The sequence below is a fragment of the Thalassobius vesicularis genome (genome assembly GCF_004799325.1).
Classification (GTDB): Bacteria; Pseudomonadota; Alphaproteobacteria; order Rhodobacterales; family Rhodobacteraceae; genus Thalassobius; species Thalassobius vesicularis.
Genome location: NZ_SSMD01000012.1, coordinates 21,969 through 34,498 on the forward strand (window position 1 = coordinate 21,969; position 12,530 = coordinate 34,498).

General features: G+C 63.8%; 16 protein-coding genes and 2 tRNA genes. 13 read left to right on the plus strand and 5 right to left on the minus strand.

Annotated features, from left to right (window positions below; translation table 11 throughout):
• Positions 1 to 3: 3 nt before the first annotated feature.
• The 5 genes from E7681_RS17910 to E7681_RS17930 all read left to right on the plus strand — a co-directional run bounded on the left by E7681_RS17910 (position 4) and on the right by E7681_RS17930 (position 5,392).
• Positions 4 to 1,515 (plus strand): phage portal protein, encoded by a 1,512-nt coding sequence (locus tag E7681_RS17910; RefSeq protein WP_136340631.1) that lies wholly within the window; start codon positions 4 to 6, stop codon positions 1,513 to 1,515.
• A gap of 91 nt (positions 1,516 to 1,606) precedes the next feature.
• The gene (locus E7681_RS17915; RefSeq protein WP_246032539.1) at positions 1,607 to 3,793 is read left to right on the plus strand and encodes a prohead protease/major capsid protein fusion protein; all 2,187 of its coding nucleotides are present in this window, start codon (positions 1,607 to 1,609) and stop codon (positions 3,791 to 3,793) included.
• Positions 3,794 to 3,923: 130 nt separating this feature from the next.
• Complete coding sequence (locus tag E7681_RS17920) at positions 3,924 to 4,259, plus strand: DUF2190 family protein (RefSeq protein ID WP_136340632.1); 336 nt, start codon at positions 3,924 to 3,926, stop codon at positions 4,257 to 4,259.
• A complete protein-coding gene (locus E7681_RS17925) occupies positions 4,259 to 4,570 on the plus strand; it encodes a head-tail joining protein (protein WP_136340633.1) in 312 nt (103 codons plus the stop codon). Before E7681_RS17920 ends, E7681_RS17925 begins: the two co-directional genes overlap by 1 nt.
• A 189-nt stretch (positions 4,571 to 4,759) precedes the next feature.
• Entirely contained in the window at positions 4,760 to 5,392 is a 633-nt protein-coding gene (locus E7681_RS17930; protein WP_136340634.1) for a DUF6441 family protein, read from the plus strand.
• Between the two features lie 192 nt (positions 5,393 to 5,584).
• Here E7681_RS17930 and E7681_RS17935 read toward each other — a convergent pair.
• Positions 5,585 to 5,668, minus strand: a tRNA-Leu gene (locus E7681_RS17935).
• A gap of 2 nt (positions 5,669 to 5,670) precedes the next feature.
• Positions 5,671 to 5,746 (minus strand) — tRNA-Ile (locus E7681_RS17940).
• A gap of 207 nt (positions 5,747 to 5,953) precedes the next feature.
• Between E7681_RS17940 and E7681_RS17945 the strand changes: the two genes are divergently transcribed.
• The 5 genes from E7681_RS17945 to E7681_RS17965 all read left to right on the plus strand — a co-directional run bounded on the left by E7681_RS17945 (position 5,954) and on the right by E7681_RS17965 (position 9,646).
• Positions 5,954 to 6,577, plus strand: coding sequence for a LysE family translocator (locus E7681_RS17945; protein ID WP_136340635.1), 624 nt, complete (start codon positions 5,954 to 5,956; stop codon positions 6,575 to 6,577).
• Positions 6,578 to 6,693: 116 nt separating this feature from the next.
• Positions 6,694 to 7,992, plus strand: a complete 1,299-nt coding sequence (locus tag E7681_RS17950; protein ID WP_246032540.1) for a peptidoglycan-binding domain-containing protein — start codon at positions 6,694 to 6,696, stop codon at positions 7,990 to 7,992.
• A gap of 87 nt (positions 7,993 to 8,079) precedes the next feature.
• Positions 8,080 to 8,469 (plus strand): MbcA/ParS/Xre antitoxin family protein, encoded by a 390-nt coding sequence (locus E7681_RS17955; RefSeq protein ID WP_136340636.1) that lies wholly within the window; start codon positions 8,080 to 8,082, stop codon positions 8,467 to 8,469.
• Entirely contained in the window at positions 8,466 to 9,158 is a 693-nt protein-coding gene (locus E7681_RS17960) for an RES family NAD+ phosphorylase (RefSeq protein ID WP_136340637.1), read from the plus strand. Before E7681_RS17955 ends, E7681_RS17960 begins: the two co-directional genes overlap by 4 nt.
• 68 nt (positions 9,159 to 9,226) lie before the next feature.
• Complete coding sequence (locus E7681_RS17965) at positions 9,227 to 9,646, plus strand: acyl-CoA transferase (RefSeq protein ID WP_136340638.1); 420 nt, start codon at positions 9,227 to 9,229, stop codon at positions 9,644 to 9,646.
• On the opposite strand, the gene E7681_RS17970 is transcribed toward E7681_RS17965, so the two are convergent.
• Entirely contained in the window at positions 9,619 to 10,005 is a 387-nt protein-coding gene (locus tag E7681_RS17970; RefSeq protein WP_136340639.1) for a bactofilin family protein, read from the minus strand. The genes E7681_RS17965 and E7681_RS17970 overlap by 28 nt on opposite strands.
• 99 nt (positions 10,006 to 10,104) lie before the next feature.
• On the opposite strand from E7681_RS17970, the gene E7681_RS17975 reads away from it, so the two are divergent.
• The 3 genes from E7681_RS17975 to E7681_RS17985 all read left to right on the plus strand — a co-directional run bounded on the left by E7681_RS17975 (position 10,105) and on the right by E7681_RS17985 (position 11,888).
• A complete protein-coding gene (locus E7681_RS17975) occupies positions 10,105 to 11,043 on the plus strand; it encodes a phage tail tube protein (RefSeq protein WP_136340640.1) in 939 nt (312 codons plus the stop codon).
• Positions 11,044 to 11,187: 144 nt separating this feature from the next.
• On the plus strand, positions 11,188 to 11,547 hold the full coding sequence (locus E7681_RS17980) for a hypothetical protein (protein WP_136340641.1): 360 nt from the start codon (positions 11,188 to 11,190) through the stop codon (positions 11,545 to 11,547).
• 83 nt (positions 11,548 to 11,630) lie between these two features.
• Positions 11,631 to 11,888 (plus strand): DUF7697 family protein, encoded by a 258-nt coding sequence (locus tag E7681_RS17985; protein ID WP_136340642.1) that lies wholly within the window; start codon positions 11,631 to 11,633, stop codon positions 11,886 to 11,888.
• Here the strand turns inward: E7681_RS17985 and E7681_RS17990 are convergent.
• On the minus strand, positions 11,885 to 12,178 hold the full coding sequence (locus tag E7681_RS17990; RefSeq protein WP_136340643.1) for a helix-turn-helix domain-containing protein: 294 nt from the start codon (positions 12,176 to 12,178) through the stop codon (positions 11,885 to 11,887). The two genes, E7681_RS17985 and E7681_RS17990, sit on opposite strands and share 4 nt — an antisense overlap.
• Positions 12,175 to 12,516, minus strand: a complete 342-nt coding sequence (locus E7681_RS17995; protein WP_136340644.1) for a type II toxin-antitoxin system RelE/ParE family toxin — start codon at positions 12,514 to 12,516, stop codon at positions 12,175 to 12,177. Before E7681_RS17995 ends, E7681_RS17990 begins: the two co-directional genes overlap by 4 nt.
• Positions 12,517 to 12,530: the final 14 nt, after the last annotated feature.

Genomic DNA, 12,530 nt, shown 5'->3' on the forward strand with positions numbered 1-12,530 from the left:
GTCATGAACTGGTTTGACCGGACGCTCGGGGCGATTGCGCCGGGTGTGGGGCTGCGGCGGGTGCGCCAGAGGCAGGCGCTGGAGGTGCTGGCGCGCGCCTATGAAGGGGCAAAGACCGGGCGGCGCACCGAAGGCTGGATCACGCCCGGCACCGGGGCCAACAGCGAGATCGGCCCGGCGCTGGCACGTCTGCGGGCGCGTTCGCGCGATCTGGTGCGCAACAATCCCTATGCCGCCAAGGCCGTGCAGGCGCTGGTGAGCAACATGGTGGGAACAGGGCTGATGCCGCGGGCGCGGGCCGGGGAGGCGGAGCTTGCCCGGCAGGCCGATCGTCTCTGGGCGCGGTTTGCGTCGGAATGCGATGCGGACGGTCTGACGGATTTCGCCGGTCTGCAGGCGCTGATCGTACGGTCGCTGGTGGAAAGTGGCGAGGTGCTGGTGCGCCTGCGCCCGCGCCGGGTGGAGGATGGGCTGGCGGTGCCGCTGCAATTGCAGGTGCTGGAGCCCGATCACCTGGACACAGGGCGCACTGAGGAGCTGCCCGGTGGCGGGTATATCCTGCAGGGTGTGGAGTTCGACCCTCTCGGGCGGCGCGTGGCCTATTGGCTTTATCCGCGCCATCCGGGCGAGGCGGGAGGGCTGTCGGGACTGGGCCTTCCGGTGGCGCGGCGGGTTCCGGCTGATCAGGTGCTGCATCTCTTCGAGCGGTTGCGCCCGGGACAGGTGCGCGGAGTGCCGTGGTTTGCACCGGTGATGCTGAAGCTGCGCGATCTGGACGACTATGATGAGGCCGAACTGGTGCGCAAAAAGATTGAGGCCTGTTTCGCGGCCTTCGTCACCGGGGCTGAGGACGAGGAGACACTGGGCCGGGCGCAGCTGGATGCGGCGGGCCGGCGGGTGGAGAGCTTTGAGCCGGGGATGATCGAATATCTCGAGCCGGGCAAGGATGTGAAGTTCGCAAGCCCCGCCGCCTCGGGCGGCTATGCCGAATATATGCGGATGCAGCTGCATGCGGTCGCGGCGGGGGTGGGGCTCACCTATGAGTTGCTGACCGGGGATCTGAGCCAGGTGAATTACAGCTCGATCCGGGCAGGGCTGATCGAGTTCCGCCGCCGGATGGAAGCGCTGCAATGGCAATTGCTGGTGCCCGGGCTCTGTCAGCCGGTCTGGCGGCGGTTTGTCCTGGCGGCCCAGGCGGCCGGGGCGCTGCCGGACGGGGCAGAGATTGCGGCGGAATGGACCGCACCCCGGTTCGAGGCGGTGGATCCGCTGAAGGACATCCAGGCGGATGTGCAGGCGGTGCGGGCCGGGGTGATGACGCTGAAGGAAGCCATTGCGCGCCAGGGCTATGAGCCGGCGCAGGTCCTCAGAGAAATCGCCGAGACCAATGCCGAGCTCGATGCGTTGGGGCTCATTCTCGACAGCGATCCCCGGCGTTCCACGAAAACAGGGCAGGACAGCGGGCGCGAGGTTGCGCCCGCATCATCAGATGAGGATCGCAATGACACGGAATGATCCCCCACCCGGGGGCGGGCAAGAAGTGCGGCCGGGCAGTGGCGGAGACAACCGTCGCCTCGGGGTGCAGCTGCGCAGCGATGTGCGGCTGATGCCTGAGACGGTGGATGTGCCAGCGCGGACGGTGGAGCTGGTCTGGTCGAGCGGGGCGATGGTGCGCCGGCGGGATGCCTGGACCGGCAAACGCTATGACGAGGTTCTCTCGCTCGAGCCGGGTCATGTGGATCTGAGCCGCCTCAATGGCGGTGCGCCACTGCTCGACACCCACGGGGCATATGAATTGAGCCAGGTGCTGGGGGTGGTTGAGCGCGCCTGGGTGGAGACGGACGGGTCCGCACCGGTGGGCAAGGCGCGGGTGCGCTTCTCGGAAAGGGCGGATGTGGAGCCGGTCTGGCGCGATGTTCAGGCCGGGATCATCCGCAATGTCTCGGTGGGTTATGCGGTGCGCAGCTTCGAGATCACCGAAGAAGAAGGGCAGGTGCCGGTCTGGCGGGCGGTGGACTGGCAGCCGATGGAGCTCTCGGCGGTGCCGGTGGGCGCGGATGCGCAGGCCGGGTTCCGGGCCAGCCCGGACGCAGAGCAGGACTGCACGCTGGTGCGGCGCGCAGCACCAGCTCCCGGTCGTGACGATCAGGACAGATTGAAAAAGTCAGAAGCTGCGGAGCGCAGCGATGGAGGGGATCAGCCTCCGTTACAGGATGGGAAGGACAAAGAGATGAGCGGATCAGCAACGGAAGGCGCACAGGGTCAGCAGGCCCGCGGCGCGGAGCCCGGGATGGTGGCAGGGCGTGACGCGACGGCCGGCCCGGGCGGGCCCATGGGGGCCTCGCCAGAAGCCCCGGCACCGGCGACTGACAGTGCTGCGCGCGCCGGACACGTGCAGCGCAATGCTTTGCCACAGGACGGCCGGGCCGGAGCGCCTGCTGCAGAAAACAACCATAACAATGAGCCGGCCGGACACCCTGTCTCCGCAGCAGATATGCGGCGCATTGCGCAGGAGGCGATGGAAGGTGAGCGGGCGCGGATCGCCGGCATTCAGGAGGCGGCGCGCAAGCTTGGCGTGGGCGGGGAGGTCACGGCGGATCTGGTGCGCCGGGGTGTCAGCCTCGATGAAGCGCGGGGAGCGCTCATCGATGCGGCCGCGTCTCTGGACCGGTCGGTGGACACCCGGCCGCATATCCGTATGGACGGGCAGAGCGAGGTGGAGACCCGACGGGCGGCGGTGGAGGCGGCCCTGATGCATCGCTATGAGCCGGGGCGGCATGAGCTGAGCCCGGCGGCACGGGAATGGCGGGGTCTGTCGCTGATCGAGATGGCGCGTGAGTTCCTCGCGGCCGAAGGGGTGCGGGTGCGCGGTCTGGGGCGCGATGAGATTGCCACGCGCGCGCTGCACACGAGTTCGGACTTTCCGCTCATCCTGGCCTCGGTCACCAACCGGACGCTGCGGGCGGCCTATGAGGCGGCGCCGCGCAGTTATCAGATGGTGGCGCGGCGCACCTCGGTGGCGGACTTCAAGGCGGTTCAGCGCCTGCAGCTGGGAGAGGCACCGCAGCTCGAGAAGGTCAACGAGGCGGGCGAGTTCAGGCGGGGCACGATCGGGGAGGCGAAAGAGAGCTACCGCGTTGAGACCTACGGCAAGGTCGTCGGGATCACGCGACAGGTTCTGATCAATGACGATCTCGATGCGTTCACCCGTGTCCCGGCGCTCTTTGGCACGGCGGCGGCGACGCTGGAAAGCGATGTGGTCTGGGGGATCTTCCTGCAGAATGCGGCCATGGCCGATGGCAAGGCGCTGTTCCATGCGGGCCATGGCAACCTTGCCGCCAGCGGCACGGCGCTCGATGTGGTGAACCTTGCAAAGGCCCGCACCGCAATGTCGCGCCAGACCGGGCTCGATGGCAAGACGCTGCTGAACATCCGGCCTGCATATCTGGTGGTGCCGTCGTCGCTGGAACTGGCCGCCGAGCAGCTGCTGGCGCAGAACCTCGTGCCGGGCAAGCCTGCGGATGTGGTGCCGGGCAATCTGCGCAGCCTGACGATTGTTTCCGAGCCGCGGCTCGATCCGGCGAGCGGGGCGGTGCCCTGGTATCTGGTGGCCAGCCCTGCAGCGATCGACACGATCGAATATGCCTTCCTCGAAGGGCAGGAGGGTGTGTTCATGGAAACCCGCATGGGGTTTGACGTGGACGGGGTCGAGATCAAGGCGCGTCTGGATTTTGGCGCCAAGGCCATCGACTGGCGCGGGCTCTACAAGAACCCCGGTGTCGCACTCACCTGACCGGCTTGAGAATGGTCAAGGCCGGGAGAGGCGGGGCAGGTCAGAGTGATCCTGTCCCTTTTCCTTCTGAACATCTTCAGACGGGCAGCCTGACAGGCTGCCCTTTCTTTTTTACAAAGGGACCAATCCCATGAACTCTTATATCCAGCCGGGCGGCACGCTGACGCTGACGGCGCCGTATGATGTTGTCTCCGGCGCCGGTCTCAAGGTGGGCGCGATCGTCGGCGTGGCTGCGCGTGATGCGCTTGCGGGTGCTGCGGTGGAAACCGTTCTGACCGGTGTGTTTGATATGGCCAAGGCAGCAAGCCAGGCCTGGAGCACCGGCGCAAAAATCTACTGGGACGATACGGCCAGGGTGACGACCAGTGTCGCCACTTCGAACACGCTGATCGGCGTGGCGGTAGCGGATGTGGCCGGGGGTGCCAGTGACGTGACCGGGCGGGTGCGTCTGAACGGGGCCTTCTGATGTCGGTGTTTGACGGGGCGTTGGGACGGCTTTTTGCCGATCCCAATCTCTCGGTGGAGATCGTCCACCGGGACATGGAGGGGCGCTTCACGCGGGGCAGGGGCATTCTGCGCCGGCCCGACGAGATCACCGGGTTTGGTGCGGCGCGGCTTTTGTCGGAAACCACGCGGCTCGATGTGCGGGTGGCGGATGTGCCAGCCCCGCGTCCGGATGAGCAGATCCTGATCGGGGAGGACACGTTCCTCATTCAGGGGGAGCCGAAGCGGGACCGGGAGCGGCTGATCTGGACGCTGGAGCTGTCTCCGGCATGAGGCCCGGCAGGCGCTTTGCTGCGGATTGTGAAGACTGGATGGCAGCCGGATCCCGGCTGCCATCTGCCTGCCGGCCTCTCCCCACGGGACTGGAGAGGCCAGCCCATCCGGAAGAATATTCCGGACATCCGAAGACTGGATGCCCGATGTGGGGTCTGTCCAGTCCTTAATCAGCGGGGCTGAGCGCAGATGCAGCTTGGTGTTGAGGTCAGTGGTGATCTGGTCGCGATTATGGCGGCCGAGATCCGCGCAGGTGAAAAGGCTGTGAGCCTCGCGATGCGGGAGGCCGGATCCGGGCTCAAAGCTGACTGGCGCGGGCAGATCACCGGGGCCGGGCTGGGGCAGCGCCTGGCACATTCGATCCACAGCGCCTCCTACCCGAAATCCGGCGACAGTCTTGAGGCGGCCGCCCTGGTCTGGTCGAAAGCACCGGTCATTGTGGGGGCGCATGATGCGGGGCCGCTCATTCGCTCGAAATCCGGCTTCTGGCTGGCGATCCCGCTGCCGGCGGCGGGCAATGGCGTGGGTGGCCGGCGGATGACACCCGGCGAATGGGAAAAACGCCGCGGGCTGCGCCTGCGCTTTGTTTATCGCCGCCGTGGCCCCAGCCTGCTGGTGGCGGACGGACGGCTCAGCAGCAGGGGTCTCGGCGTGGCCTCCCGCGCGAAATCAGGCCGGGGCCGGGCCAGCGTGCCGATCTTCCTGCTGGTGCCGCAGGTCAGGCTGCTCAAGCGGCTGGATCTGGCGCGGGACGCGGCGCGTGCGCAGGCGGAGCTGCCGGGGCGGATCGCAAAACACTGGGTGGCGGGGAGGTTGGGATAAAGAAAAGGCGACGACACAGGGAGGAGGAGGTGTCGTCGCCTTGTTCGAACTGGCTCCAGGGAGGAAGAAAAAAGCCATCCGAGTTTCTGAGACTTGAAATAGGGAGTTTCTGCGCGTGCACAATAGGGGAAGGGCGAATAGCTGATCTGCGCTGAGTGCAAGGCCCAGCGAGGACCTGTCGTGAAGACGTCGTGGTGCCCCCTGCCGGACTCGAACCGGCACGCCCGCAGGCAGAAGATTTTAAGTCTCCAGCGTCTGCCATTCCGCCAAGGGGGCTTTGGTAGGCCCGGCAGGATTTGAACCCGCAACCAAAGCGTTATGAGCGCTCTGCTCTGACCGTTGAGCTACAGGCCCGCTGGGTGGGTTGAACGCGAATATGCGCGAATGGTCAAGGTGGCGCGGCGGAAATCTGCGGGTCGCGAGATCTCAGGGCAGAGAGCAGGTATTCAGAAGGCTGCGGATCAGCAAGACCGATTGCCAGCAACCCTGTTCTCTGCAATTGGGTTGGCAGCGTCCCGCACCTCACGGGCGCGTTCAGCGCACGTCCCCCGGGAGCAGACCGTGACCCTCGAACTCTGGCTTCTTTATCTGGCGGCGGCGATTGGCTTGTCCCTCACACCTGGTCCGAATGGGCTGCTGTCGGTGACGCATGGCGCATGCTATGGATTCCGGCGGACCGTTTTTACGGTTCTGGGCGGTGCGCTGGGGTTTCTGATCCTGATCGGGGTGTCTCTGGCGGGGCTGGGGGCGCTCCTGGCGGCATCCGGCAGCGCATTTGAAATCGCCAAATGGATTGGGGCGCTTTATCTGATCTACCTGGGGCTACGGGTCTGGCGCGCTCCACCCCCTTTGGCTGACACTGCCGTGTCAATGTCCGGAGCGTCTGCGTCGAGGCCGGCCCGGTTGTTTTTCCAGGGGTTCTGGGTGGCGGTTTCCAATCCCAAGGGGCTGGTGTTTTTTGCAGCGTTTCTGCCGCAGTTCATGGTTCCGGGCGCTTTTTTTCTGGTTCAGCTTGCGATATTCGGGGGCACTTTCGTGCTGGTCGAGATCGCCTATGAGCTTCTGCTCGCCCGGCTTGCACAACGGGTGGCGCCCTGGCTTTCAAAGTACGGGCGTCAGTTCAATCGTGTGACAGGTGGCGCATTCATCTGCCTTGGTGCGGTTCTGACGACCGCGTCGCGCTGACGGTATCAACGCGCAGGTCCGGAAAAAAATGAAAATCCAGGCGCGAGGTGGTTTCGACATCTCGCTTGAGGGTTGAGTGCCGGGCGGTTAGCATCTTCGAAAAACAGGAGATGATGATGCAGATCTTGAAATCCGGGATACCTTTTCTGATTGCGGCTCAGTTCGCGCTGCCCGTTTGCGCGCAGACGGCTGATAGTCTGCGCGCAGAGCTTGATCTTGTGGTTACTCAGATCGAGGAGGCGGATGCGACGATCGCGCGGTTTGACGGAGGGCTGATCCGTGCGCTTGCCGAGGCGAGAAAAGAAGCGCTTTCGCTTTCGGAAGCTGTGATCCGGAACCGCATTCTTGGTCTTGAAGGGGGAAATGCCGTTGAAATCGTCATTCCGGCTGTGCAACCCGATGACGCCCGGGCGACCCGGATCCTGGGGGAAATAGCTGCAGCCCAGAGCCGGATCGCAGAGGCCGAAAAGGAAGCGGCGCGGGCCGGTGGTCTCATTCAGGCGGTAGCGCTGAGCCGGGTCGAGACCGAAAAGCTGACCCTTGCGCAGCTGCAGATGGGATATTTCCAGGCAAAATACGGGATCGCTTTCCCCAATTCAGTTGCTTTGGCACCCCCTCCGTCCTCAGGGTCGGGTAGCGGCGAACCGGAGCCTCTGAGCACGGCACAAGATACTGCGACCGGTGAGGCCGAAACCTTGCCCTGGGCGGATAAACGGTTTCCGCAGATCGACTATTCGCTGCAGCCGTTCGAGCAGGCGCATAAGGATGGCGACAGGATTTCGGGGTGGTGGTCGATCGAAACCGAGCGGGCGGTTGTCGATGACAGTCCAAAAGTCGTTGCAATCAACTACTCGAATTTCGAGCCGGGCAGCTACAGCGGGTTCACGGGTTTGCTGGCGCGCTGCACTGAAGGGGAAACGGCACTGGTGTACATTCAGGATGACTACCTGATGACGGATTTTCGGCGCAACAGTTTCGATATCACCTACCGTATCGATGATGCTCCGGCACAGCAGACGAGATGGAACAGTCTGACGAACAACAAGGGCGCGGGTTTGTTTGGCCGGGAAGCGGAACAGTTTCTGCGCAGGATTTATGATGCCAAGAGCCTCTTCATCCGTCTGGTCGAAAAAAATGGCCAGCGCCACGATGCGGTATTTGATCTTTCCGGGGGGCAGGATGCTGTTGAAGCGGTTGCATCGGCCTGCGGGTGGTCGACGCTGTCACTGTCACCGGAGGACTACAAGGCCATTCAGACCATGCTCAATGCAGGTGGGTTCGAGGCAGGTACGCCAGATGGCCGCTGGGGCGCGGGTTCAAAGCGCGCGCTGAAGGCGTTTCAGGCATCGGTTGGATTGCCTGAAACCGGCGCCCCGGACCGTGCGACTTTGACCAGGCTTGGTTTTGGGGAGTAAAGGTCAGCCCATTCAGAATTGCGTCCATATGGACTTGAAATATAGGTCATATGGACTTATTCTTTGGGTGAAATGGAGGGTTTGTCTATGGAAAGCGTGGTCAGCGAACGTCCGGCGGCCGCAGTGCAGGCTGTTGCGTTGAAGGCTTTCAGTCGGATTGCCGAGGGCTGGTCACTTACCGGCCGCGAGGCAGCGGCGCTGGCGGATATGTCCGAGTCGACCTGGAAACGTGCCAGGAAGCCAGGATTTTCCGGTGAATTGACACGCGATCAGATGTTGCGGCTCAGCGCGCTTGTCGGGCTCTATAAATCACTCGAACTGTACTTCAGCCCGGCAATTGCGGGGCAATGGGTCAAGCTGAGCAACCGGGGGCCGGAATTCGATGGTCAGCGCCCACTGGATGCCATGGTGCATGGGGGCCTTCCCAAGATTTTGCGTGTCCGGACTTATGTGGATGCCCTGCGGGGTGGCGTTTGAAGATTACGGCTCTGAACGACCGGGGACTGGTTCGCCTGATCCCGGCCACTTATCACAAGCCACCCGTGTTGCGTGGGCTTGTTGACAGTGATGAAGAAGCGGCAATCCTGGCTGAGCTCGAAGGAGAAACCAGCACACGCCTGATCGCTGAACGGGAAGGCAGTCCTGCACTTGACCGGCGCGAACTGGTTTTTGAACGACGGGCTCATGACCTGAATGTTTATGGTCAGAGCCACATCAACGCGGCCTTCTCATATACCCGGCCGACAGGGAACCGCTTCAATGGTGGTGAACGTGGGGCATGGTATTGCAGCTTTGATGTTCTGACCTCTGCCGAGGAGGTTGCCTATCACAGGACGCGGGAGCTCAGCTTCATTGGCGTTTTTGACGACGAGGCCAGATATGTGGAATTGCTTGCCGACTTCATAGGTGACTTTCCGGATCTGGCAGACGAGAGCGGACATCCGGCGCTGAATCCCGATCCGGCGACAGGATATCCGGCCGGACAGTCTCTCGCGACGGCTCTGCGCCAGGAGGGTCATCGGGGTTTGCTCTATCCATCGGTCAGGCGCACGGGCGGGGCATGCTTTGTGGCATTTGATCCCGGCATTATTCAGAATGTGAGGCCGGGAGCGAGCTGGAATATCTCCTGGTCGGGTTCGCCGGAGTATTCCATCGAAGGGCTCTGATCTTTCCGGGCACTGAACTGCTTCAGATTTGACAGCTTCTGAAACCAGCAGAGCGAAAGCTATCCATCATGCCCACCCTCCGCGAAACCCTCCTCACCAGCCTGCATGCGCGGCTGTCAGCCCTGCCTGCTTCGGTTCTGCGCGGGGAGGTGCTGCCTGAGCGGGTGCCGGCGGGAGGGGTTGTGATCCTGAGGGATGGCGATCCGGGGGAGCCGGAGGTGACGCTGTCACCGCTGCGATATCACTATGCGCATCGGGCCGAGCTTGAGGTGGTGGTGCAGGACAGGGAGCGGGATGCGGCTTTCGACACCCTTTGTGCAGGCATCGGGACAGCACTCGCTGCCGACCGTACGCTGGGCGGGCTGTGCGACTGGGTCGAGCCGGAGGCGCCGCGGCCGGTGGATCTGCCGGTGGAGGGGGCGGCCAGCCTGAAGGCGGCCGTCATCCCGGTTGTGCTGCATTATACGCTGGCAGACCCGCTGGCGTGAATGCCCAGGTCATAGGCCGCGAGCTTGCCGATCCGGCCCTCGATCTGCGCGCCGGGCTCGATGCAGATCCGCTCACAGGTGAGATCTGCGGAGACGATGGCCGAGGGTCTGAGGGTGAGGTTCAGCGCTGCGGCCGAACCCTGCAGCGTGCCTTCAATGGTGAGATGGCGGGCGCGGATCTTGCCGTGAACGCGGGCGGTTCTGGTGAGTACCAGGGTATCGGCGGTGAGCTCACCGCGGATCTCGCCGCCGAACTCGAGAATGCCCCGGGTTGTGAGGCTGCCGGTGATGCGGACATCCTCGCCGATCAGCGAGCGTTTGCGCTCGGGGGTGGTCTGGGGGATGGCAGAGCTGGTCATTGGCGTTTCTTTCCCGGTTTGTCCGTCTGATGGCCGTGGGGGTGCCCGGCTGTCAAGCGGATTGGGCCCTGAACAGATCTGAGCAGACAGGAGAATGGAATGGCACGAGCCCAGGGGGCGCGGGCGCAGATGGCGCTGGCGTTCGAGAGTACATATGGAACGCCGCCGGTGGGCGGATATACGAAGATGCCCTTTGCGACGGCGTCGCTGGGGGCCGAGCAGCCGCTGCAGGCTTCAGAGCTTCTGGGATACGGGCGCGATCCTCTGGCACCAATGCGCGATGCAATCACCGCCGATGGCAGTATCGTGGTGCCGGTTGACACGGAGGCCTTCGGGGTCTGGCTCAAGGGGGCATTTGGTGATCCTGTGACCACTGGCACCGGGCCCTACACCCATGTCTTTACCAGCGGAAGCTGGACTTTGCCGAGCTTCACGGTGGAGACCGGGCTGCCGGACGTGCCGAGCTATGCGCTCTATGGCGGTTGCATGGTCGACAAGATCGGCTGGCAGATGGCGCGCTCTGGCCTGCTGACGGCTTCGGTGGAGATCGTGGCCCAGGGCGAGACGCTGGGGACGGCATCCGGGGCGGGCACACCGGCAACTGTGGACCTGCAGCGGTTTGGTCACTTCAACGGATCGGTGACGCGCAACGGGACGGCGATCGGTAATATTGTCGGGGCGGAACTGAGCTATTCCAACACTCTCGACCGGGTGGAAACGATCCGGGCGGACGGCAAGATCGAGGGGGCGGATCCGTCGATCGCGGCGATGACAGGACGGATTGATGTTCGTTTTGCCGATACGGTGCTGCTGAGCCAGGCGATCTCGGGCACGTCCTGCGCGCTGGAGTTTGCCTACAGCCTTGCGTCTGGAGAAACTCTGACGGTCTCGGTGCCGCGGGTCTTCCTGCCGCGGCCGCGCCGGGAAATCACCGGCCCGCAGGGGGTGCAGGTGAGCTTTGACTGGCAGGCTGCACAGCAGACCAACGGCGATCCGATGGTGACAGTGACCCTGATAAATGGCCGCGAGGCCTATTGACGGTATCCGGAAGGCGGGATTGCGTGTAGCATACGGGTGTACGCAGCATTCAGTGTTTACCTCGCCTTCGGTCTTGTCAGGGGCCGGAGGCTGCTCCCTGACCTCCGGTGCCTTCGGGCACCGTTTTTTTTTTGGAGATGTGACATGCTGAGACTTTCTCTTTCAACCGAGCCGCGCTGGATCGGGCTGGCGGGCGGTGCGCGCGTGCGGGTCCGGCCCCTGAGTTCGGCGATGATGCTGGCGGCGCGCAATGATCCGCGCGTTCAGGATCTGGTGCAGGCTGAGGAGCACCCGGACGAGGATGCGGTGGCGCTGGCGGTGGCAAAGATCCTCGCGGGGCTGGTGATCGAGGCCTGGGAGGGCGTGGGGGATGAAACGGGCGCACCGGTTCCGGTGACGCAGGACTGGATCGATGCGCTGCTCGATCTCTGGCCGATGTTCGAGGCTTTCCAGGAAAAGGTGGTGGCGGGTGCGATGCTGGTGGACGCGGAAAAAAACGTCTGAGCGCCCTTGCCGACTGGGAGTTCGGCGGGGGCGGCGACTATTGCGCGGCGTGTGATGGAATTTGCCCTGAGTGTCCGGGGATCATGCATGCACCGCAGAGCATCGAAGGCTGGCAGGTCTGGGACCTTGTGCAACGCTCGGGCGGACAGCTGCGGGTGGCCGGGGGCCTTGCGCCGCAGGTGCTGGGCTTTGACATGACAGCGGTGCTGGCGCTGGCCGGCGCCCTTGGGGTGCCGCCTCTGGCGGTGGGCGAGCTGATGCCGGCCGTAGAGGCGGCGATGGTGCGCAGGATGAATGAAGCCGGTGAAGCTGATCCCCGGGCTTCGGGCTTCTTGCCTTAAGGGGTGAGGGTGCGCTGCACGATTTGCGGGTCTTTCGCGATCAGTGCGAGCAGGACGCGGGCAGGCCCTTCGGGATGGCGGCGACCTTGCTCCCAATTGAGCAGGGTCGCTTTCTTGACACCGATACTGCGCGCAAAGGCAACCTGTGACAAACCGGTGCGGGCGCGGATAGCCTGAACATCGGGGTCGGGGATCTCGATCTCATGGAGTACCGCGGCGCTCTTGTCTCCGCGTGCGTGCGACAGGGCTTCTTTCAGCCCCTGTTCGATGCTTTTGAATGCGTTACTCATGTCTTCCTCCGGTAGGTCTCTGACAGCAAGCTGCCGAGCTTTTTTACGGTATCCGTTTCCGATTTGGTCAGGTTGGCTTTCTCGTTCTTGGCGAACACGGTGATCAGAAAGATCGGCGTTCCGTCGTCGCTGTTGTAGAAATGGATCACGCGGAAGCCGCCGCTCTTGCCTGCGCCTTCGCGTGCAAAGCGGAACTTGCGCACACCGCCGCCCAGCGGCACGCCCGACATCGGATTGCGGGCGATGAAATCGATCAGTTCCAGCCGCTCTGCTTCGCTCATAAGGGCATGGGCGCGGCGCTGGAACTCAGGCGTTTCGACTACAGTCACGATGGTCATGGCTCAATATGTGC